Source organism: Roseivirga sp. (assembly GCF_049099775.1).
In the GTDB taxonomy this organism is placed as follows: Bacteria; Bacteroidota; Bacteroidia; order Cytophagales; family Cyclobacteriaceae; genus Roseivirga.
This window is the reverse complement of record NZ_JAGDZM010000007.1, coordinates 550,005-572,773: the sequence shown is the minus strand read 5'-3', so window position 1 is coordinate 572,773 and position 22,769 is coordinate 550,005. Positions and strand designations below refer to the sequence as shown.

General features: G+C 39.8%; 16 protein-coding genes. 10 read left to right on the top strand and 6 right to left on the bottom strand.

Translation table 11 applies throughout. The annotated features are described in order from the left end of the window. Positions 1-119 precede the first annotated feature (119 nt). From JXQ92_RS13615 to JXQ92_RS13600, 4 genes are read left to right on the top strand one after another with little or no spacing between them, the layout of a single operon-like run. Positions 120-368: a response regulator transcription factor gene (locus JXQ92_RS13615; protein ID WP_421987173.1), complete on the top strand. Its 249-nt coding sequence runs from the start codon at positions 120-122 to the stop codon at positions 366-368. Between the two features lie 36 nt (positions 369-404). After that, positions 405-3,587 (top strand): tail fiber domain-containing protein, encoded by a 3,183-nt coding sequence (locus JXQ92_RS13610; protein WP_421987172.1) that lies wholly within the window; start codon positions 405-407, stop codon positions 3,585-3,587. 6 nt (positions 3,588-3,593) lie between these two features. Beyond that, positions 3,594-8,396 (top strand): tandem-95 repeat protein, encoded by a 4,803-nt coding sequence (locus JXQ92_RS13605; protein ID WP_421987171.1) that lies wholly within the window; start codon positions 3,594-3,596, stop codon positions 8,394-8,396. Between the two features lie 7 nt (positions 8,397-8,403). Beyond that, entirely contained in the window at positions 8,404-8,856 is a 453-nt protein-coding gene (locus tag JXQ92_RS13600) for a hypothetical protein (protein ID WP_421987170.1), read from the top strand. A 367-nt stretch (positions 8,857-9,223) separates the two neighbouring features. On the opposite strand, the gene sucD is transcribed toward JXQ92_RS13600, so the two are convergent. Together sucD and JXQ92_RS13590 are read right to left on the bottom strand one after the other, a co-directional pair. After that, complete coding sequence (gene sucD, locus JXQ92_RS13595) at positions 9,224-10,099, bottom strand: succinate--CoA ligase subunit alpha (protein WP_421987169.1); 876 nt, start codon at positions 10,097-10,099, stop codon at positions 9,224-9,226. Between the two features lie 387 nt (positions 10,100-10,486). Then, positions 10,487-10,612: a hypothetical protein gene (locus JXQ92_RS13590; protein WP_421987168.1), complete on the bottom strand. Its 126-nt coding sequence runs from the start codon at positions 10,610-10,612 to the stop codon at positions 10,487-10,489. 103 nt (positions 10,613-10,715) lie between these two features. Here JXQ92_RS13590 and JXQ92_RS13585 point away from each other — a divergent pair, with 103 nt between their 5' ends. Next, positions 10,716-12,164: an SLC13 family permease gene (locus JXQ92_RS13585; RefSeq protein WP_421987167.1), complete on the top strand. Its 1,449-nt coding sequence runs from the start codon at positions 10,716-10,718 to the stop codon at positions 12,162-12,164. 1 nt (position 12,165) lies between these two features. Beyond that, a complete protein-coding gene (locus JXQ92_RS13580) occupies positions 12,166-12,894 on the top strand; it encodes a nitroreductase family protein (protein ID WP_421987166.1) in 729 nt (242 codons plus the stop codon). Between the two features lie 8 nt (positions 12,895-12,902). Here JXQ92_RS13580 and JXQ92_RS13575 read toward each other — a convergent pair whose 3' ends face one another. After that, entirely contained in the window at positions 12,903-14,555 is a 1,653-nt protein-coding gene (locus JXQ92_RS13575) for a M28 family metallopeptidase (protein ID WP_421987165.1), read from the bottom strand. Between the two features lie 83 nt (positions 14,556-14,638). On the opposite strand from JXQ92_RS13575, the gene JXQ92_RS13570 reads away from it, so the two are divergent. Further along, positions 14,639-15,394: a hypothetical protein gene (locus JXQ92_RS13570; protein ID WP_421987164.1), complete on the top strand. Its 756-nt coding sequence runs from the start codon at positions 14,639-14,641 to the stop codon at positions 15,392-15,394. 16 nt (positions 15,395-15,410) lie between these two features. Here JXQ92_RS13570 and JXQ92_RS13565 read toward each other — a convergent pair whose 3' ends face one another. The 3 genes from JXQ92_RS13565 to JXQ92_RS13555 form a co-directional block, all read right to left on the bottom strand. Then, the gene (locus JXQ92_RS13565) at positions 15,411-16,679 is read right to left on the bottom strand and encodes a replication-associated recombination protein A (RefSeq protein WP_421987163.1); all 1,269 of its coding nucleotides are present in this window, start codon (positions 16,677-16,679) and stop codon (positions 15,411-15,413) included. Positions 16,680-16,752: 73 nt separating this feature from the next. Beyond that, positions 16,753-19,437 carry an ABC transporter permease gene (locus tag JXQ92_RS13560; RefSeq protein ID WP_421987162.1) on the bottom strand — a complete coding sequence of 895 codons (2,685 nt, stop codon included), beginning with the start codon at positions 19,435-19,437 and terminating at the stop codon, positions 16,753-16,755. Further along, complete coding sequence (locus JXQ92_RS13555; protein ID WP_421987161.1) at positions 19,437-19,751, bottom strand: helix-turn-helix transcriptional regulator; 315 nt, start codon at positions 19,749-19,751, stop codon at positions 19,437-19,439. Before JXQ92_RS13555 ends, JXQ92_RS13560 begins: the two co-directional genes overlap by 1 nt. Before the next feature lie 226 nt (positions 19,752-19,977). On the opposite strand from JXQ92_RS13555, the gene JXQ92_RS13550 reads away from it, so the two are divergent. The 3 genes from JXQ92_RS13550 to JXQ92_RS13540 are packed head-to-tail and all read left to right on the top strand — an operon-like array spanning position 19,978 to position 22,697. Continuing rightward, entirely contained in the window at positions 19,978-20,883 is a 906-nt protein-coding gene (locus JXQ92_RS13550; RefSeq protein WP_421987160.1) for an alpha/beta fold hydrolase, read from the top strand. 21 nt (positions 20,884-20,904) lie between these two features. After that, the gene (locus JXQ92_RS13545; RefSeq protein WP_421987159.1) at positions 20,905-21,981 is read left to right on the top strand and encodes a sensor histidine kinase; all 1,077 of its coding nucleotides are present in this window, start codon (positions 20,905-20,907) and stop codon (positions 21,979-21,981) included. Beyond that, positions 21,978-22,697, top strand: a complete 720-nt coding sequence (locus tag JXQ92_RS13540) for a LytR/AlgR family response regulator transcription factor (RefSeq protein ID WP_421987158.1) — start codon at positions 21,978-21,980, stop codon at positions 22,695-22,697. Before JXQ92_RS13545 ends, JXQ92_RS13540 begins: the two co-directional genes overlap by 4 nt. Positions 22,698-22,769: the final 72 nt, after the last annotated feature.

The following is a 22,769-nucleotide window of genomic DNA, read 5'->3' as shown; positions in this document are numbered from 1 at the left end:
CTTTGTCATTGATGATAAGTAAACCGTCGATGGTGACTTTGACTATGATCAACTAATAATATCTCATCAATTTAAGTGGTAAGAATTGGTACCCAATTTCGGGTAGTTAAACCATTTAAATGATGCAGAAATTCCCAACAGTCACAAAAAAAGAAATCCTAAACTCTCTTTCCTCAAGAGAGCAGGAAATTCTATTGGCTTTAGCCAAAGGCTATTCAAGAAAAGACATTGCTGAAAACTTTTCCATCTCTGTACTCACATATGACGAGCACAGGAAGAACATAAAAAATAAGCTAGGCATAAAAAACAACGCCGACTGGGCCATTGTACTCACCTGCCTGCTTCCACTTACTAGAATTAATAATTGACAACTATAAGAATCGATCAAACCAAAACTTAGTACTATGAAAAAACGAATACTCTTTTTATTAAGCTTAACGCTTTGTTTTGCAAGCCTCCCCTTTTCGGTGACGGCCTTTCAAGGCGATGCAACCGAAAGCCCTTCCACTAGGAAGATGAACTTTCAAGGCACACTATACGAAAACGGAGTTCCAGTAACTGGAGAAAGATCATTTACCTTCCAAATAGACCTTGGAGAGGGGAATTCTTGGACAGAAACCCAAGCTAGTGTTCAAGTAATTGAAGGTTTATATTCCGTTGTACTAGGATCGGTCACACCAATTCCAGACAACATTTTTTTTGATGCAAACGAAAGAGAATTAACTGTAAGTATAGGAAATACAGTATTAGGTACTACCACACTATACGCTCCTTTTGCTTTAAATGACAATCAGAATTTCGGTTATGGTGACTTCCGCTTAGAAGCAGTAAACAAAGAAGATTCTGTAGCCCTCAATGTAGAAATTTATGGAAAAGGAACTGGCCCGGTAAACATGGGACTCAAAGCCTTAGCAGCAACAGACTCAGTAAATACCGGTGCAGCAGGGATTGCCTATGGCAATGAAATGAATCCAAGCTTTCAAACAGGTGTACGCGGTAATGCATTCAGTAATAACGCTGCGGCTTGGGCAACAGGCGTCTGGGGTGTTGGATATGGCGATGGCGCTGGCGTAACCTATGGCGTTAGAGGAGAAGCAAGAGGTACTGGAAATGGGTTTAGTGCGGCAATGCGCGGATTAAATCTTGTAACTCCCGGCGAAAATGGACTTCGTTACGGAGGTTTCTTCAATACATTTAGCCTTGAAGGCTCTCCTTTTACTGGGGAAAGTATAGGCGTTAGAGGAAATGGAGTTGGTTCTATTAACAATACCGGAGTAATCGGTGAAGGCGCTGGCGAAGGCAGTTTAAACATTGGTGTTCGAGGAATGGCAACTGGTGCTGAAGTAAATTGGGCCGGTTGGTTCGACGGTAATGTAGCGCTAAAAGGTGGTGGAAATCTTCAAATTTTCGATGCAGAAAATAATGTCAAAGTAGATCTCAACTACTATGAGCCTAATAACTCTGGTAGTCTAGTAACCTATGGAAATAATAATTCTAGAATGGCACTTATAGGTAGCACATCAGATTTTACTGGCGGTTTAATTAGCCTTTATGATTCAACAAATGTTAGTCGCGTACAATTGAGATCGACTTCTAGGCCAGGTGAGTGGCCAGCAGATAAAAGCCCTCACGGTCAAATGTCATTGTTAGGTCCGAAAACCCCGAATATTTACATGGGAGCACGCGTATGGGAGGAAGATGGAGCAGACGCTGCAGTTTTCCAAATGTTTGGTAAACCAGTAGCTGACCCAAATAATGAAGGCAATACTTACGGGCCAGAAGGAATTTACATGACTGTAGAAGACCTTGGAGATGAAAAACAACAAGGCGTAGTACAATTAAATAAAGAAGGTGAAAACCCTGCAAGACTAACTTATGATAACCTGACTGACCTATTAAATTTCTCAGAGAACGGAAAATTTCGTTTTGATGTCAATGAGCAAAACTCAGGTTCATTAAAAGTTTTGAGCAGCGTAGATTCTGTCAATGTATTAATAGATTCGAATGGAGAAAAGGCCGGCCTAATCCAACTAAACGATTCATTAGGCAGAAAAAATCTCTTATTAACTTCTAACCCTCAAGGCGGCGCATATTTAGAAATGAGCGCAGGTGTTCCTGCTGGTGAAGAAACTGAAGCCGGTGTAAGCACCACTTATCAGTTAGCCGGAGGGCAGTTAAATCCTTGGACTAATCTAATCTCTAGAAACGCTGATGGAACAACTCGAGGGCGTATTCTAACAGGTGCAGTTATAGCATCAAAACCAGCCGTAACAATAACAGGAGAAGACTTTAGGGCACTAGCACAACTAGGCGCTGAACCTACTAATGGTGGAGAATTAATCTTAGAAGGCCCTACAACATCTAACTTTTGGTTAGGACAAAAGAACTGGGAAAACAGTGATTTACCATTTATGGCCATGCGAGGTGCTACCCAACTTCAAGATGATGCTGGCAATAGCTATAGCCCTGATGGACTTATTCTCGAAGTATCTAGATATGATGATGGATCAGACAATGGCGTGATCAATTTTTATAATATCAACAACGGAATCTCACAAGGTGTTTCGCTAGACTACTACTCAGTTCAGAATCTTTTAAACCCACAAGATATAGCTTTAAACGGCCCAAGCGGAAACCAGATTGCAGCATTTAGAAGAAGAGGCGGTGGAGATTTTGGAATGGCAGAATTCCTTAATAACAATAACGAATTACGTGCAGAAATTGGTTCGTTCGGAGATAACTCAGGATTCATGCAGCTTTACGGTCCTAACAACAATAAGAACATCCAAATGGGTGGTTCTGATTCAAACAGAGATTTAGGCTTATTCAGAATGTCAGGCTCTACTAACAATGATTTAATTAACATGGAAGTAGGGAAAGATGATGCGGCAACTGAATATGGATTTTTAAACGTCACTAATAATTCAGGCGGCGGATATGAAATCGGATCTAGAGTTTGGGAAAACGATAACCAAGGCGGTAATAGATCATACACCGCATTAAAAGGCACAGTTGACTTGACTGATGAGAACGCCAATAATTATAGACCGTGGTTAGTAGCTCAGCAAGTACAAGAAGACGGTAATGGAGGTGAGTTTGGTGAAATAAACCTTTCAGCAACGGCTGGTGGATATGTCAACATATTCGGTCATGGTGGTGCTGATTTCAGCGGAGACATCAATGCCAACGCGTTCAATCAGAACTCTGATGCTCGTTTGAAGAAAAACGTGGAAACACTCACAAACGGATTGGCAACTATCAATCGTCTGCGTGGTGTAAGCTACAATTGGAAAGATGATAGTAAGCCAGCAAACAAAATTGGTTTCATTGCCCAAGAAGTAGAAAAGGTACTCCCTGAACTTGTAATCACAAAAGAGAACGGCTTCAAAGCAGTCAATTATGCTGAAATGACCGCCGTTTTAGTGGAAGCAGTTAAAGAGCTTTCGAAAGAGATCAGCGACTTAAAAAGAGAGAACTCTGTACTAAAAGCAGAAGCAACTAAAGTGAACGCCTTAGAAGATAGGCTTTCAAAAATTGAAGCTATGCTTATAAACAGTAGCGCAAAAGTTAACGCAAATGATAAATAATTGAGAATGATTAATCAAAAAGGAAATCATATTCGATTCCTGATTACTCTTCTGCTGCTTTTCTTTGGGGTATCAATTGAAGCCCAAGAAATAAACAAAGACAGCGTTCGCAATCAGCGAATGTCCGTCTCAAGTGGTGGTTGGCTATCAGGCGGAATTAATACCAGTCGTATTTCAGTAGGACAAAACGGTGTTAGTTCATTGCTAAACGTTACAGCGGGTGAAACCGAATACACAGGAAACTTTGGATTCATAATTCCGCTGATAGAAGAAATTGAACCAAACAATCCCCCAATTGGGATAACACCTCAAACATCTATTCTTTATGAATTGGGTGATGAATTGGTGTTAAACGGGTTTGATCCAGATGGTAATGCCATAGAATTTGTTGTAGTAGAACAACCAAAAAATGGTGAATTAACCTCTTCAAGTTTATCTTCTAACAAGTTTGAGTATACACCTAATAGGCTATTAACACCTCAAACTGGCTATAGAGATACACTTAAATTCAAAGTAGTAGAAGTGAATGGCGAAAAACTGGAATCCGAAATCGCGACTTTACCCTTTACATTCAATATTGAGGATGAAGCACACGAAGTTAGTGGACTTTCAATAACTGAAGCCGACCAAAGCAGCAAATCACTTAAGTTGGAAATAACTGACCCGAAAGTGAATAATAGCTATGGAATCATTTTCCAATACCTGGACTTAAGCAATCCTTTATCTCCTGTATTAGTAGAACTGGTAAACGACAGTTATGCCTTAAGTAGTTTTGAAATTGGTGAGAATACTTTGTCTGTAAACCTCAATGTGAGCAGAGAAGAACATCCATTTATGTTTTCGGCTGAGCAAGTTTTTCTGACAATCAATGTGACTACACCAACTGGATTTAGTGATGATGATGCCTTCATTTTAACCAATGATATCTCAGGTAATACAAACGGGAGCATTAAAGAAGTGAGTGATGGGAATTCGAATTCACTGGTCACCAAAAAGTCATTTGAAAGTAATACCTCAACTGATGGTCAGTTTTTCAATTTTGCTAGTGAACGACAAACACCAGAAAATACGGCAGTAGCCTTAAACCTATATGCAGCAGAACTAGGTGACTTTGACCTAACGTTATCGACAATCTCGATTTCCGAAGGACCAAAAAATGGAACCATTACAGATCCTATTCTTGTCAAATCAACTGCCAATATATCGCAATGGACTTTGTTTTATCAACCGCAAGGAGAAATAGGTTATTTAGATTCATTAGAATTTTCAGTAACCAATCCAGCGAGAGATTTAACCGTAAGCGCATATGCAAAAGTTGAAGTGATTGGCGTAAACGATGCCCCTAGCCTTTCGGCAATTGCTGATCAATTATTGAACGAAGAAGAGTCAAAAACTATTGATTTAAGCTTTAGTGATCTTGATAGTGAGTTGAATGTAACAGTAACATCCTCTGATGCTACTAACGTTCCAGTTTCCATCAATGGTAATACACTATCGATCAACCAAGTAGTTGACTTTAATGGTAATGCGAGTATTACTGTATTAGTCGAAGAAGAAGGTACTACTGAGCTTTACTCTAAATTCGAAACTTTCGATGTTGAGATTGCACCTGTCAACGATCAACCCGTAATGGTATTAATAGACGATCAGGCAATTGATGAAGACAATGTTTTCACATATACGTTAGCCGCAACAGATGTAGATGCGACGGTTCCATTGTTTACATATACTGTAACACCAGACATTCCAGGTGTAGCAACGGTATCAACTAACGGTAATAGCTTAAGTGTAACGCCCAACAACAATTATAGTGGAACAGTCACCTTTAGTGTAACTGCCGACGACAGATTGGGAACAAATACTTCCATTTCCGAGGTAGAGACATTCAAACTTGTTGTGAATCCAGTAAATGATGCTCCTATTTCAACGGCAAGCATACCAGCACAGAATGTTGTTGATGTTCAACCTGCTTATGTAATGGATTTAGGGGAGTATTTCGAAGACATAGAAACATCAGATGCGGAATTGGTTATTACGGAGAGCTCTAGTGGCAACCTATTTACTTTTGCCATAGAAAACGACAACTTAACCGTTACTCCTATTCAGGGACAAACCGGTACTGAAGATGTGGTATTCAATGTTAGCGATGGAGAATTTTCGGTCGAGCAAACTGTAACTTTTAGCATAAAGGCTAACAGTTCTGATATCACTGCAATCGCAATCGATGACCTCTCTCTTCAAGAGGATTTTGTTTCTACAACCATTGACTTGAGCAGTGTATTCACCGATACTGGAGATGCCAATGCAGTATTCAGTTATACCGTTGGAGGATTAAACAGTCTTTCTGCAGAAATCGTAGGTACAAACTTGGTCATCTCCTCATCTGAGAATTACAATGGAAATGAAAGTGTTTTCCTAATTGCAAGTGCTAACAACAAATCATCATTCACAACTTTCGATGTTAATGTTAGTGCTGTAAATGATGCGCCAACATTATCGGCATTAGATGCACAGAACATTCAAGAAGATGGTGTGCTTTCTGATCTCTTCATGTCTTTCACGGATATTGACACTGACCTGAATAATTTGACTTTTACAGCTACATCATCGGATGAATCAATAATTGAAGCATCTGCGATAAGTCTATCAGAAAGTCAATCAGGGGTGCTAATTAGTGCCAATACCATTGTAAATGCATCAGGCCAAGTAACAATTACAATCAATATTAATGATGGCGAATTCGATGTGAAACAGGATTTCTTAGTAAATGTATCTTCCGTAAATGACGCACCAATGGTCGTCAGTACTAGTGTTGCTTCCGCCACTGAGGATAGTGAGTATACAGAAGCAATAACTGGTTTATTTACTGATGTTGATGAAGATGAGCTGAGCTACACCTTAGACAACAATCCAGATTGGTTATCAATTGAAAATGGGAATCTAAAAGGCCAACCTGACAATAATGATGTTGGTAGCATAGAATTCTTTATTACTGCCGATGATGGAAATGGAGGTTCAGTACGACAAGGGTATAGCCTAACAGTAGTTAACATTAATGATGCACCTGTTCTAAGCTCGCCTATTTCAGATATTGAGGTGTCCGAAGACAATTTATTGAGCTCATTAGTTGATATCAGTTCCTTTACTGATGTGGACGGCGATGCACTCACCTTATCGGCTGCATTTACTGGGGCCGATTGGTTAAGCTTCAGCCCAACTACAAATCGTTTTACCGGAACTCCTTCAAATAATGATGTAGGGACTGTCGAAATTGTAGTAACAGCAACTGACCCATCTGGAGCAACAGTATCTGACAATGTATTATTGACTGTAGTCAATACGAATGACACGCCAACTGAGCTAAGCCTATCAGCAAATTCTATTAATGAGAATATAGCTTTAGGCACAACTTTAGGCACTCTTAGTACAACAGATGTAGATGCAGGTGATTCCTTTACTTATTCATTTGTTGAGGGTTCAAGTAGCACTAATAATGATCTCTTTACTATTAACGGAGATGAATTGGTGACAAACGCTACTATTAATTTTGAGGCCAATGAAACGCTAAATGTTATTATTCAAACAACCGATGGAGCAGGAGCTTCTTTAGCGAAATCATTTAGCATAACGGTCAATAATATCAATGAAGCACCTACTGATATAAGTAGTAGCGGATTGACAATTGCCGAAAATGCAGGTTCCTCTGCTGAAGTTGGAACGCTTTCAACAACCGATCCAGACGCAGATGATTCATTCACTTTGAGTTTAACATCAGGAACTGGAGACACCAACAATGATAGCTTCCAAATTACCGATGGTAAGCTCGTGGCTAAAAACAGTTTCAATTTTGAAATAACAAACAGCTATTCAGTAAGGGTAAAAACTGAAGATGCTGGCGGTTTATCGTATGAAGAAGCGCTGACTATTGCAGTTACTAATGTGAACGAGGCACCTAGCGATATTTCCATCACTTCTAGCACAATAGATGAAAACCAGCCAGTTGGCACCTTGATAGGTTCGCTTTCTAGTACTGATGAAGACGAAGGTGATACGTTCACTTATAGTTTAAAAGCGGGCGTTGATGATAATGACTCATTTGGAATTGATGCAGCAGGTTTGATAACTGCTTCGGAAATAGATTTTGAGACTAATTCAACATACACGCTTCTATTAACTTCTACGGATGCTAGTGGAGCAAGCTTTGATAAAGCTTTAACCTTAAATGTGAATAATGTAGATGAGCCAAGCATAGCTAATATTGAAGGTTTAGTATTCGACCTGATAGATATTGCAGAAACGGCTACTCAAACCTTTACAGTGGATAATAATGGAGACACGGATATTGAAGTTACCAGCATTGTATTGCCTGATGGCTATGCTGCTGATATGACCTCATTTACTGTTGCCGTAGGAAGCACTAGCGATGTTGTAGTAACATTTACACCAAGTGAGGCCCGAGTATATGCAGGAGAAATTGTGATGCAATCTACCGTAGGTGAGACTCGAATTAGTATCACTGGTGAAGCAACAATAGTTACCGCTATTGACGATGAAGTGCTTGATGAAGATGAAGTTAAACTCTATCCGAACCCAGCACAAAACTATGTCACTATTGACTTGAGCGAAATTCCTCAATCTCAACCTAATCTTACGATTGTTAATATGAATGGTAAGTCAGTTTGGCAAATGAACAACGTCCGAGTGCCAAAAGTAAGAGTAGATGTGGGTAATTACCCGGCAGGTTCTTATCTGGTAAGAGTTAGCTCTGAAAAAGGTACTGTAGTTAAAAAGTTACTCATCATTAAATAAAAGACTCATGAGAATAAAAACGGATAAAAATGCCTCAAGCAATGTTTCCATGGTTCTTTTGAGCTACCTGTTACTTGTATTCATCACCTCCTGCGGAGGTGATGATACTCCAGAGCTTACACCTCAAGAGATAGCAGAACAGCTCTTAGAAACAAGTTGGTCTATCGCCAATGGAGGGTCAATCACCCTCGATCAAGTTGATGTTTCTGATAGGTATCAAGGATTTTCTCTAACGATTGGAGACGCTACTTATACAACACTTAATGCAGGAGAATTATTTCCAGCGTCAGGTACTTGGGAATGGGTAGGAACTACCGACAATATGGTAACAACAGGTAGCGGCAAGGAAATCACCATTACTAACCTATCAGAAACTCAAATTGTATTTAGGTTTTTGAAAAACGATCAGAACAGTGCTTTCGGAATTCCTGGGAATTACACGATTACACTATCAAGGTAACAGCGTGTGAAATGAAGTGTAGATTAAAATACCCATTTCTGGGTATTGTCCACTGCACGATAAAGTCACAATTTTGAAGTGTCAGTAAGATTCAATAGTAGTCTGATTTAGTTGAGTCTCTTGGAATAGGAGGTCGTAGATGACGACCTCCAATTCTACAAAATGAAAATAAACACACACTTTTTTCAAAAAAATTGACAACCAAAACTTGCCATCATGAATCAAATTTCAAAGGCCATACAAAAGGTATCTGAACAGTTCGAACTACTACTCTTGATTGTAGTAATAAGTTTGATACTTATATTTTAAATCAAAAAAGCCCTTTCTGATTTACTCAGAAAGGGCTTTAATTTTATCTAGTATTAGATTATCCCTTCAATACGTTAGCCATTGTTTCTCCAATATCTGCAGGAGATTTAGCAACGTGAATACCACATTCGGCCATAATTCTCATTTTAGCTTCAGCAGTATCTTCAGCACCACCAATAATAGCGCCGGCATGTCCCATTCTTCTACCCGGAGGTGCAGTTTGTCCGGCAATAAACCCTACAACAGGCTTCTTATTACCCGTTTCTTGAATGTACTTTGCGGCTTGTGCCTCGTAGTTACCACCAATTTCGCCAATCATTACAATAGCATCAGTTTCAGGATCTTCCATTAATAACTGAACGGCATCTTTTGTTGGCGTACCGATGATTGGATCACCACCAATTCCGATAGCAGTAGAAATTCCTAAACCTGCTTTAGCCAGCTGATCAGCAGCCTCATATGTCAATGTTCCAGATTTAGAAACAAGTCCTACTCTACCCTTTTCGAAAACAAAACCTGGCATAATACCAACTTTAGCCTCTCCCGGAGTAATCACTCCTGGACAGTTAGGTCCCACAAGCGTAACATCCTTGTTCTTAATATATTCTTTAGCGTGAATCATATCCTTTACAGGAATTCCTTCCGTAATAGCAATGATCACCTTAATTCCCGCATCGGCTGCTTCCATGATGGCATCAGCTGCAAATGCAGGTGGTACAAATATGATAGACACATTAGCGCCAGCTTGCTCAACGGCATCTTCAACTGTATTGAAAACTGGTCTATCTAAGTGTGATTGACCTCCTTTACCTGGAGTTACGCCACCAACTACATTGGTTCCATACTCAATCATTTGACCTGCGTGAAACGTACCTTCAGAACCTGTAAATCCTTGTACAATCACCTTCGAATCCTTATTCACTAAAACACTCATGGTAGTGGGTTTAAATTTGAGGCAAAAATAGAATATAAAACGGCTTCAACAAAAGGAATAATGATCAAGAAACTGCCTTTTCCCAATCCTGAATATGCCAGAATTCTCCTAAGCCCACGTTTAACAGTTTTTAACCAAAAATATCTCAACTAAACGAAACTATTTTCTTTCACCTTGCGTCTTATAGGCAGAAGTTAATTCTAAAATTGAGGAGATTTGAGTTGTTGATCAGAATTAAATTCTACTATTAACAGATTTAAAAGTAGTTAGTTAGTTTTTAGTATTTTAAGGTTGAAGATGAAAAAGCCCCTGAATTAGGGGCTTTTTCTATTTATTGGTGGTGAAAATTTCTGCTATAAGTGGTAAATGATCACGCAATTTTATCATTTACGCCGTATCTAATACATCTGCTATTTCTGCCCAGCCTTTAATAAGCTCTTTTATTAAATATCGTATAGTCCAAACTTTCCTCAAGTCGCCACAAATGAAATTACCGTTAAAGCCAGCAGACATATGATAATTCTTTTCATTCCTTTATCTTTTGGGTAAAGTAAGCGTCTAAAAAGTTGATGACTGAAATATTACCATTAACGAACTGTAATAAAATCAAAAAGTATTGAAACAACCTGAGTTTCGTGGGGCAAAAGTCTTTGGGCTAATTACCGGGCCCTTATTATTTTTTCTAATCCTGCTTTGGAGTCCTGAAACAGCCTTGAATCCCTTGGCTTGGAAAGTAATTGCCGCTGCCGTTTGGATGGTTGTTTGGTGGGTAACTGAAGCGGCTCCTATAGCGGTTACTGCACTTCTTCCCATAATTCTATTTCCTCTTACAGGTGTCTTTACTGTTGATGAAGCTACAGCACCATATGCTAATAAGATCATCTTCCTTTTTATGGGTGGATTTCTATTGGGATTGGCCATGGAACGACACAATCTGCATAAACGAATAGCCCTTAACCTAATTAAACTTACAGGCACTAACCCTAATGGCATTGTTTTAGGGTTTATGGTTACCACCGCATTTATCTCTATGTGGATCAGCAATACGGCCACCACCGTTATGATGCTACCCATCGCCATTTCCATCACAAACCTTTTAGGTATAAATAATGACTCAGGGAAAGGTCAAAAAAGATTCGCTTTATCCTTAATGTTAGGCATAGCCTACGCCGCGAATATCGGCGGAACAGCTACCATTATAGGTACCCCACCCAATGTAGCATGGGTAGGGTTTATGAACGATATGCTCGAGGTGGAAGTCACCTTTGCTAAATATTTAACAGTAGGCTTACCAATATGCCTTATCATGCTAACGGTCACCTACCTGCTCATAACTCGGGTGATGTATCCAAGTAAACTAGACCGACTCTCTGAATCAGCACAGGTGATTGAAGACCAGCTCATCGCCCTCGGAAAAATAAGTAAGGCCGAAAAGAGAGTCGCAATCATTTTTATATCTACAGCATTGGCATGGATATTACGAGGAAGCATTAATAATTGGTTCGACACTAACTTGCTGAACGATTCAATTATAGCCATGGCGGGCGGTATTTTAATGTTTATTACCCCTTTAGATATCAAAAAAGGTCAGTACCTCATGGAATGGGAGTATACTTCGAAACTCCCTTGGGGCATACTCTTATTATTTGGTGGCGGACTTACCTTGGCCAAAGCCATGGAAAAATCTGATATAGTTCAGATCGTTGGCGAATCAATTGCCGGAAATGGAGACATAAACTCTATCCTACTGATCGCAGGACTCATCGCTTTTATGCTATTTATGACTGAACTGATGAGTAATGTAGCTTTAGCCGTGATTTTCATACCGGTGGTCATTGGAATATCTGTCAGCTTGAACATTAATCCTATGTATCTGACTATGCCCGTGACGCTAGCTGCCAGTTATGCCTTTATGATGCCTATCTCAACACCTCCAAACGCTATTGTCTTTTCCAGTGGTATGGTAAGGATAAAAGACATGATGAGAGCAGGAATTTTATTGAACGTTATAGCCATTATACTCTTGGTTATCTTGTCTCAAACGCTTATCCCTGCCATTTATTAACATGAAAGAGTCTGCCGCACAATTCGATCAATTAGTTCAAGAACGACGATCTGTCCGTATCTATGATGCAGAATTGCCATTCGATCATGATGCCGTCAAAAGGAGTATCGAGCGCGGCATATTAGCGCCCAATAGTAGTAATATGCAACTCTGGGAATTCTACCGAATTAAATCGCCTGAGGCGCTTAAAAAAGTAGCTTGGATGTGCATGAACCAAAAGGCAGCTAAAACTTCGCGAGAACTTGTGGTGGTGGTTGGCAGAAGAGATCTTTGGAAAAAAAGACAACTGGCACTTGTAGCAGAAATGAATCGCGTTTATCCCGATCCCAATTCCAAAACTGCGAAAAGGGCCATGAATTATTACAAGAACCTTATTCCTAAATATTACTGGACGGATTGGTTCGACCTTTGGGGCGTTGGAAAAAAGATTTTCTATTTTTTCGCGGGTTTAAATGGCCCAATGGTAAGGCATGGGAATAGGGCAGACATCAGAATATCGGTACATAAAAGTGCAGCACTAGCGGCTCAAAACTTCATGATGAGCATGAAAGCTGAGGGCTATGACACCTGCCCAATGGAAGGCATGGACGCCAAACGCATAAAGTCATTCTTGAACCTACCACGAAAAGCTGAAGTAGTTATGGTTATCGGCTGTGGACCTGCTGCTGAAGGCGGTATCTATTCTGAAAGATTCAGAGTACCTAATACTGAAGTTATTTTTGAAGTTTAAACTCTAAATTACTTCTTACGCATACCCATGTCCGTATCACGCTTGGCCTTAAATTCAGAACCTTCATTCCACTGAGGAAAATAAGTCTCGTTGGCCAACTTGTAACCCACATTAAATAAGAGTTTCGCATCCTGAGCAATACCTTTCAAATCCCATTCCTCTGGTAAATAATTGTCTTGAGGCTGGTGATATTTCACTGCTAAATATTCTTGAGTCTTCCCATCAATAAATTCGACGCCTTTTTCCATTGATTCATAAGAACCCGATGCATAAAGTGCAGGAATACCAATCTTCGCGAAATTGAAATGATCCGACCGGAAGAAATAACCTTTCCCTGGATCAGGATCAGGAATGACATAACGCCCTTGCTTCTTCGCTTCGGCGGTAGCGTATTTATCAAGTTCCGATTGCCCATACCCAGTTATCGTCAAGTCTTTCATTTCACCATATGCTGGTAATCCGTCAATATTGATATTTGCTACGGATTGGTTTGGTGGGAAAATTGGGTTTTGACCGTAATAAGCCGAACCAAGAAGACCTTGCTCTTCAGCCGTAACGAAAAGAAAAACGACAGAGCGTTCTGGTTTAGTTTCTAATTTTGAAAAGGTCTCAGCGATAGTCAAAATACCCGTAACACCAGTAGCATTATCATGAGCGCCATTGTAAATAGAATCTCCATCAATAGGAGAACCTACCCCAAGGTGATCCCAATGCCCGGAATAAATAATATACTCATCTGGTCGTGTACTACCTTCAATCATAGCCACCACATTTCTAGACATGTCTTTCTTAATTTCATTTACCACGCCTCCGCTGAATTTCATATTCATATCAACGGGTTTGAAATCTTTATTTCTCGCCATCTGCGCATAATTCTTAATACCAGCGCTTTGGAACAGCTGCACAGCAGAACTCCTCGTAATCCAGCCTTGTAAGGCACACATATAAGGAGGGTTAGGATCATCTAAATTTAGCTTGGCACCAGTCCAAGAACTTTCAACCACCATCCACGGATATCCTGCAGGAACTGTTTCATGAACGATCATTACAGCAGCAGCCCCCTGCCGAGCAGCTTCCTCATATTTATAAGTCCAGCGACCATAATAAGTCATCTCGTCTCCTTTAAACAAAGTACTATCTCCCGAACCAAAACCAGGGTCATTTACCAAAACAATTACGGTTTTACCCGTTACATCCATGCCCTCATAGTCATTCCAACCGTATTCTGGTGCCACAATGCCGTACCCCGCAAATACCACATTCGACTGAAATACTAGTGCAAGCTCCTCAACTTGCTGCGTATAGATTACTGCATCAGGTCCAGTTTTAAATCTAAAATCGTTTTCAGAATCATTTACGTCGAATACCACGTTAGGCGATTGCTTTCCGGTGATCTCCACCAATGGAACATCTTGAAAATAACTATCACCGTTCCCCGGCTTTAAGCCCATTGCTTTTAACTCAGATTCTAGATAATAGATCGTTTTCTCTTCCCCTTCAGTAAAAGGTTTTCGACCCATAAACTCATCAGAAGCCAAAATTTCCATATGACGAGCAATAGTTAAGGTATCTATAGACACCTCTATTCCTACTGACTCTGTATTGGGTTGGCAACTTGAGAAAACAAGCATCGCAATTAGGTACCCAAGTAAATTCTTCATAATACACGCTTTATAAGGACCGAAGATAAATATTTTTTGATCTTTAACTTAGGTATCTTCACCTAAGACTATAGTTTTATGTTATGAAGCGACGTATTAATGTCTTGAGTTTTATCCTTTTCCTTCTATTAGGTGCATTAAAAGGACAGAGCTATTCCGATATTGCTAATTTGAAGACTGGCAACTATGAAAACTCACCTGCACCAGTTGTAGGTTTATGGGAAGTAACGGAAGTAACTGTAGGTGAAGAAAAGCTTACTCCTACTGCAAAGTGGTTTCAATTACTTGCCGATGGCTCAATGACGAGCGGAAATGGTTGGGTACAGAATTTCGATGGAAGCTTCAATTATGATAGTGGCACTAAAAAACTCTTACAAGCCAGCCAAGGCATAGTTGATGAATTTGGTGCTTTTAATGTGACTATGACTAAGAATGGGATGACTTGGGAGCGGCTAGAAATGGAAACCCTGGTAAAAGTGACTCTCATAAAAGCTGATAAAAAACCACTTGCCCCATGGGACATTATCGTAGGTAACTGGGCTATTGAATCGCAAAACATAAACTCGAATAACGATGATCACCCTCCCACGGACGACTTTCTTGAGTTTGGATCAATTTATTTTGGTTGGGACCGTCGTTTCAAAAAGTATGATGAAAATGGAAAGCGAATCGAGACGGGCATATGGCATATAGAGGCACACTCTAATTGGATTTGGCTAATTAGCGATAAAGGCAACACGAAGACTGGTTTTGACTTTAAACTTTCCTCACAATCGCTCGAACTTGAGGATAAGGGTGAACTTCAAACCTTAAAAATTAAGCTGTTAAGGGGGAATTGAGGAGATCAATTAAAACCTAGTAGCCATACTTCCCTTTCCACATCGCTTTTAAGCGTTTGCGCATTTCTTCTTCTCGTGCATTTTTCCCAGGGTCGTAAAGGGTAGTTCCTTTAATCTCATTTGGTAAAAATTCTTGGCTGACAAAGTTTCCAGGAAAGTCATGCGAATATTTATAACCTTTCCCATACCCCTCTTCTTTCATCAATTTCGTTGGTGCATTTCTTATGGGTAAGGGCACTGGCAAATCACCCGTTTTCTTTACTAAGTTTTGCGCATGGTTAATCGCCATATATGCTGCATTACTCTTAGGTGAGGATGCTAAATAAGTAACGGCTTGAGAAAGAATAATTCTTCCTTCAGGGTAGCCAATCATATTAACGGCTTGAAAAGCGTTGGTCGCAATCACTAATGCAGTTGGGTTAGCATTACCAATATCTTCAGAAGCCAGAATCACCAATCGGCGTGCAATGAATTTTACATCTTCACCGCCTTCAATCATTCTCGCCAAATAATAGACTGCCGCATTGGGATCGCTACCCCGTATGGACTTTATAAATGCAGAGATTATATCGTAATGCTGATCACCGGATTTATCATAAGTAGCCACGCGTTGCTGCGCAATATTTACGACCTGATCATCGGTAATCGTGACTTCTCCTCCACCTATATTCTCAACAACTAAATCCAATAGGTTGAGTAACTTCCGAGCATCACCTCCTGAAATATTGAAGAGGGCTTGAGTTTCTTTTAAGGTTACTTTTTTCTTTTTAAGGATATCGTCTTTTTCTAAAGCCAACTCTACCAAGCGGGTAAGGTCTTCTTTCGATAGGTTTTTTAAAGTATAAACCTGCGATCTCGATAAAAGGGCTGAATTCACTTCAAAGGATGGATTCTCGGTAGTAGCCCCAATTAAAGTAATATCTCCTTTTTCTACAGCACCAAGCAGAGCATCCTGCTGACCTTTATTAAACCGATGAATCTCGTCAATAAAAAGAATGGTATTAGACTGAAATTTTGCCCTCTGTATAACCTCACGTATTTCCTTTACACCAGAACTAATAGCACTTAATGTGAAAAACGGGGCTTTTACAGCGTTGGCAATAATGTTAGCAATGGTAGTTTTTCCCACTCCAGGAGGCCCCCAAAGAATCATCGACGGAATACTTCCTGACTCTATGGCGCGGCGAAGCACACCATTTTTACCCACCAAATGTTCTTGACCTATTAAGTCATCGAGCGATTGTGGGCGGATACGTTCTGCCAGAGGTTTTGAGGAAAAGTCCATTCCATGAAATTAGGAATGTTGACGTATAAATGAAGAGCGATGAAGAAGAATTCATCGCACTGCCGCTAAAAATTTATTCTCGTTGTAAAAGTCTGATAGGATTTACTTTTGAAGCGGCAATTGTTTTGATACTAACACTAGCTATACTAATGAAAAGAATGGCTAAACTAGGCCCTAAAATCAATAGCATTCCTACCGATATTCTATATGGAAAGGATGTAAGCCAATTTTCTACCGCCCAAAGCGATAAAGGAGTAGCTACAATAGAGGCTATCAGTACAAGAATGAGGAAGTCTTTATTTAAATGATTCACAATACTCGATGCCTTTGCCCCAAGCACTTTACGTATGCCTATTTCCTTACTTCTAGACACTGTGATAAAAGAAGAAAGACTATATAAGCCTATGCTAGCAATTAGAATGGCGATGATAGCAAAAAAGCCAAACGATCTTCCAAACCGTTGCTCCTGCTCATAGTTTTCCACAAAGTGGGCATCCAGAAAGAAGTAATCGAAAGGGTTTCCTGGGAAAACTTGGTTAAAAACAATCTCAATTTCAGCAAGATTCTTTCTAAGTTCTCCACCAGATAGCTTAATCATATGGAAATCTAAGCCTCTGCTTCTCGTACTCACAATCATTGGTACCACTGCGTTTTTCAAATTAGTGTGGTGGTAATCGGAAATCACGCCAATGATATTTACCCATTCATTCCCGTCGTAAAGTCGCTGGTTTAGCGCTTCATCAGCACTCGAAAGCCCTAAAGCTGCTACTGCCGATTCATTAAGAATCACAGATTTTTCATCTGTCACAGTATTTCTAAAGTCACGTCCTGCCACAAATGGTATTTCTAACAAACTGAAGTAATCGTACTCAACATATATAGCCTTTGCCTCCACCTCATTTTCCTCAACTTCGGTAAGATTGATATCCTTACTTTTTCTAAGCACGCTTCCCGGCAAAGCATCAGTAACAGCATAATTCCTAACGGTTGACTTTTCTGACAACAGCGATTTGAAAAGCGATTTATAGTCCCTGTCGTCATCAGGCATCATGTTCAGGTTTCCCGGTTCGGCGATCACCAAAACTTGTTCAGGTTCCATACCCAAATCATTATTGATCATATAGTTTACCTGTTTTACGATCGTCAGTAAACCAGTAATTAGGAAAACTGAAATACCCGCTTGAAGTATTACGAGTCCTTTTCTTACCATAAGTCCATTGCCCGAAGTTTTGAATACGCCTTTCAATACCGTTACAGGTTTAAACCCTGACAAAACAAGCGCTGGATACACTCCTGCGAGTAACCCAGATACCAAAACAATGCTGCCAACTATTAAAACTGTAGATGGGGTTTTAAACAAATGCCATTTTTCAGAGACAGGTAAGAAATCATTGAAGTATGGAAAAGCTATATTGAAGAATACTAAACCTAGAAGGAAAGCTAAAAAGCCAATAAAAACGGACTCAAAAAGAAATTGCCAAACAAGTTGCTTACGGGTTCCACCAAGCACTTTTCTCATACCAGTTTCTTTGGCTCTTCCTAAAGCTGTTGCTGTTGTTAGGTTGATAAAGTTGACCCAAGCGAGTACCAACACAAATACACCTAAGATCAGTAAGATATTTAGTTTTTCTAATTCCGCACCTGCTTTCACTTCTTCCCTAATAGTTGGTGAAGTATGAATCTCATTAATTGGCTTCAATTCAATGCTAAAAGCATAACCTGGGTAGGTTACCAGTTCATTTATATTGGTCTCCAACATTTTTGTAATTGAAGCCTGATCAGCCCCTGGAGATAGTTTCAAATAAGTGAGGAAATCATTATTGCCACCCCAGTCTTCCTCATATCGAAACTTAGCGGACTGATCTCTTCTTACCTCGCGGGTATAAAGTGTTTTGAACGAGATTAGCATATCAAATGCTAAATGAGAGTCTCCCGGATAATCTTCGAATACCCCTGAAACTGTCAATATTTCATGGTTTCCGTCGCCATCATCATCGTCATAAACAATGGTTTTACCCATAGCAGAAGCACCTTGGAAATATTTACGTTGGAGAGATTTAGAAATGATGACTTCATTTGGCTGATCCAAAACATATGGAGCATTGCCCTCAATCAGTTTCAAATCGAGTAGTTTAGGTGCATTTTGCGTGGCATGCATAACCTTATCCTCATTAAAAGAATTTCTACCACTTTCATCTAAGCTGATCACGCAATTATTAGCGCGTCCTGCATTATAAAGCTTAAAATAGTCTACTACCTGAGGAAAACGCTCGTAGGCGCTTCGACCGACTGGCGGAACACTCTCGGCAGTTTCAAAAACCATAGTGGTATCCTTTAAGAGCGTACTATTTACCCTGAATAAATCAGCTTGGTACTGATTAAAATTGTCGTAGTTCTTTTCAAAAGACACATATTGAAAAATGGCGAGAAACACCATAAACCCACAGGCCAAGCCAAATAGGTTGGTAGCTGTTTGAAATTTGTTTCGCTTAAACGAGCGAAGCGTGACCTTTAATGAAATCATAGCTAAAAAATTAAGTTTGACCGTTGTTTTATTTTGAATTCGCATGAGTCGGAGCGCCGAAAAGGCATCCAAAAAATAGAAGAAAGTCGCTATTGACTTCCCCTTCTCTTCTACCCTCCAGCAATAGACTTCATGAATATCTCCTAGCACTTCTTCGGCATAACTTTTCCTACAAAAAAGTTTTACCAACCATTCTGCAAATTTCGAAGGTGCTATAGGATCGTTTGATGGCATTAAGACATTTTAGGAACCATATCCCAAATCTGGGTTTTAGTTTTTACTGCCTCTTCTGCACTATAATAACCCAGTTGAGTAGCCTCATACATTACTTTCCTTCGACCGCCCCGCTGGGCTGAAGGCTCTCCTGTGTATGATTTGAGCATCTTCTTTTTTTCCAGACGCTTTAGCACCATTACTACAGCGGGTAAGGTGATTGTTTTATTAGTATGACCTTCGTAAAGCTTAACCAACTCTGCGCCATAAGATTCTCGCTCTCTTAAAACAAGTAAGAGAATCAACTCTTCAAGTGCTCCCAATGTCTGATTCATGATGATAGATTTTAATTACCTTAACGCAAGTATACAAAACATTTGTTTAGGATATAAAATAATTAAGTAAATATTTGTTTAGGAAATCAATTATGAGCTAATCCTTTTTCATACCTGAGGGCTATTGACAGGTTTCCACTCCCGAGGAAATTCTTCCGCTCCCTTAAAAACACTCATTTCTAGGCTACAGGCAGCGTAAGTTTGACTAAACAAAATTCAAAAACTCATGAAAAAGAAAAGCAACAACATAACACGCTCTATAATCCTGGTCTTTACATTCTTTGCGCTAGTCGCTCCAAGTGCAAAGGCCAATCCAGTAAATGGGACTATTAAAACTAAAGTGATTGGCCAAGGTCAGGCAGTCATTATGATTCCAGGCTTGACTTGCGATGGATCTGTTTGGGATGAAACTATTGCTGAAATGGGATCAGGCTACCAGTACCATGTAATGACGCTACCTGGTTTTGCCGGAAATGCTCCGTTAGCCGATGTAGAGGCAGGGTTCTTTAAGCAAGTTGAAGCCATGGTTTTGGACTACATCGATGAAAACAACATAGATAAACCGATTATTATGGGGCATAGCCTCGGTGGATTTATGGCACTAAACATTGCCATTAAAAGACCCGATCTTCCTTTAAAGTTAGTCATAGTAGACTCTCTCCCTTATTTAACGAGCATTCAAATGCCGCAGGCACAAAATCCAGAACAGGCCAAGCAAATGGCTCAGCAAATGAAGGCCATGGTGATTGCGAGTGGAACTCAACCGAGAGCTAGTAAGGTAGCTTATCAAAAACAGATGCTTCAGAGCATGATCTTAGACGAAAAGAAGATCGAAATTGCCGCCGGATGGGGTGCCGACAGCGATAGCCCAACCGTAGCCCAGTCGATGTACGAAATGTATACTACAGACATAAGAGAAGAATTGGTGAAAATTAAAGTGCCAACCCTCGTTTTAGGCGCTTGGGTAGCCTACAAACCTTTTGGTAGTACCAGGGAAAGCACTTTAGCCATTTACGAAGGCCAATATGAAAAGCATCCGAACGTGACAGTTGACATGACAGATATTGGCAACCACTTTATAATGTGGGACGATCCTGAATTCTTCTACGGCTGGTTGAAAAAATTCCTTTAAGATAAAACTCCAGAATGGTGGATGATTAATGTTAAATTATCCACCATTCTTACGCTAATGAATAAGCAAATCATATACTGGCTTTGTCAAACCATCGGTTGGGTAGTATACACTGTATTTTCCCTATCGATGTTTGTGGTTTTTGGTGGTCCCGAAAGCCTAACAACCTCCGCCGTTTTAATTCAACTGACCATTTTTATCACGCTATTAACAGGGTCTCATTTTTTCAGACTCTTCATTAAAAAGAAAAACTGGCTTTCTCTCAAGTTACTGCCACTAACCTTACGCGTTTTGGCTAGCATATTGGTCGTGGCGATAGCTGCCCAAGCCATTATTCACTTATTAATTTATCAGCTTTTACCCATCGAAGGATTAACCGAATTCAGCTTCGTGAATTTTATTGGTTATGTCATTAGTGTGTTTGCAGTACTCATCCTTTGGTCTACCATTTATATTCTCATCAAATCCATTCAAAAAGGAAGAAAAGGAGAAATTGAAAAGCTTGAGCTCAAATCAGCACTTCAAGAAGCTGAACTGATGATTTTAAAAAATCAGATCAATCCTCACTTCTTGTTTAATGCGCTAAATAATATTCGCTCATTAATTCTTACGGACCAGGATAGAGCAAGAAGTATGGTCACTCATATTTCAGATTTATTACGCTATTCCATTCAATTCAACGCTTCTGAAAAAGTAACGCTTGAAGAAGAAATGGAAATTGTAAGAGACTATTTACAATTGGAATCTATTCAGTTCAACGATCGGCTAGCCTACGTTTTTAATATTGATGACAATACAAAATCACTGAAAATACCACCTATGGCCATTCAATTACTGGTAGAGAATGCCATCAAACACGGGCTTTCCATTCAGAAAAAAGGTGGCTTTATTCGGGTTGAATCAAGCAGAGTGGAGCAATGGCTTACCATTAAAGTGACAAACACTGGCCAGCTCGGCAACAAGAAAAAAAGGGAAGGCATTGGTATTAAAAACCTTGTTGAGAGAATGAAAATTCTTTTTGGAGAATACGCAGAGTTTCAACTCGAAAACTCCTCTACCGATACTGTGACTGCATCACTTAAAATACCGATTTCATGAAAGCCATTATTGTAGACGATTCTAAACTGGCCCGTCAGGAATTAAAACACCTATTAAAATCATTCAATGATGTGCAAATAATTGGTGAGGCTGAAAACGCAGAAGAAGCTGAACTTTTGATTGCAGAGAAAAAACCAGCGCTCGTTTTTCTAGATATTCAAATGCCTGATAAAGATGGTTTTGAACTTTTAGAGGTACTTGAGGAAGTTCCAGAGGTGATCTTTATTACAGCATATGACGAATATGCTATGAAAGCATTCGATCACAATGCATTGGATTATCTTCAGAAGCCCATCAAAGAAGATCGCCTAGCCCTCGCCTTAGAAAGAGCAGCCCAAAAACTAAAGGTTCGGCTTAATGAGAGTACAAAAAGTCAACAGCTCGGACTTCATAATCAAGTATTTGTAAAAGATGGTGAGCAGTGCTGGTTTGTTACCTTAGCCGATATCAGTGTATTCGAAATCTTAGGAAGTTATACACGCATCTATTTTAAGGAACAAAAACCCATGATTCCAAGGTCATTGAACTACATGGAGTCACGGCTAGACCCTGAAGCCTTTTTCAGAGCCAATCGCCAACAAATCATAAACCTGAAATTCGTCGAACGCATTGAACCTTGGTTTAGTGGAACATTGAAAGTTTACTTAAAAGGAGGCGAGGAAATTGAAGTTTCAAGAAGGCAAAGTATCAAATTCAGAGAAATCATGAGCTTTTAGTGCTTTGACACACAAATGAGCCCCTATGTTCTGAGCTTTAATTTTGAAAATTATTTCTTGGGATGTAACCGC

Excerpts from the sequence above, each read along its gene's own strand:
- JXQ92_RS13570 (WP_421987164.1), top strand. The coding sequence starts at position 14,639 with ATGAAGCGACGTATTAATGTCTTGAGTTTTATCCTTTTCCTTCTATTA.
- JXQ92_RS13550 (WP_421987160.1), top strand. The coding sequence starts at position 19,978 with ATGAAAAAGAAAAGCAACAACATAACACGCTCTATAATCCTGGTCTTT.
- JXQ92_RS13590 (WP_421987168.1), bottom strand. The coding sequence starts at position 10,612 with ATGTCTGCTGGCTTTAACGGTAATTTCATTTGTGGCGACTTGAGGAAA.
- JXQ92_RS13565 (WP_421987163.1), bottom strand. The coding sequence starts at position 16,679 with ATGGACTTTTCCTCAAAACCTCTGGCAGAACGTATCCGCCCACAATCG.
- JXQ92_RS13610 (WP_421987172.1), top strand. The coding sequence starts at position 405 with ATGAAAAAACGAATACTCTTTTTATTAAGCTTAACGCTTTGTTTTGCA.
- sucD (WP_421987169.1), bottom strand. The coding sequence starts at position 10,099 with ATGAGTGTTTTAGTGAATAAGGATTCGAAGGTGATTGTACAAGGATTT.
- JXQ92_RS13580 (WP_421987166.1), top strand. The coding sequence starts at position 12,166 with ATGAAAGAGTCTGCCGCACAATTCGATCAATTAGTTCAAGAACGACGA.
- JXQ92_RS13605 (WP_421987171.1), top strand. The coding sequence starts at position 3,594 with ATGATTAATCAAAAAGGAAATCATATTCGATTCCTGATTACTCTTCTG.
- JXQ92_RS13540 (WP_421987158.1), top strand. The coding sequence starts at position 21,978 with ATGAAAGCCATTATTGTAGACGATTCTAAACTGGCCCGTCAGGAATTA.
- JXQ92_RS13555 (WP_421987161.1), bottom strand. The coding sequence starts at position 19,751 with ATGAATCAGACATTGGGAGCACTTGAAGAGTTGATTCTCTTACTTGTT.
- JXQ92_RS13575 (WP_421987165.1), bottom strand. The coding sequence starts at position 14,555 with ATGAAGAATTTACTTGGGTACCTAATTGCGATGCTTGTTTTCTCAAGT.
- JXQ92_RS13600 (WP_421987170.1), top strand. The coding sequence starts at position 8,404 with ATGAGAATAAAAACGGATAAAAATGCCTCAAGCAATGTTTCCATGGTT.
- JXQ92_RS13545 (WP_421987159.1), top strand. The coding sequence starts at position 20,905 with ATGATTAATGTTAAATTATCCACCATTCTTACGCTAATGAATAAGCAA.
- JXQ92_RS13560 (WP_421987162.1), bottom strand. The coding sequence starts at position 19,437 with ATGCCATCAAACGATCCTATAGCACCTTCGAAATTTGCAGAATGGTTG.
- JXQ92_RS13615 (WP_421987173.1), top strand. The coding sequence starts at position 120 with ATGATGCAGAAATTCCCAACAGTCACAAAAAAAGAAATCCTAAACTCT.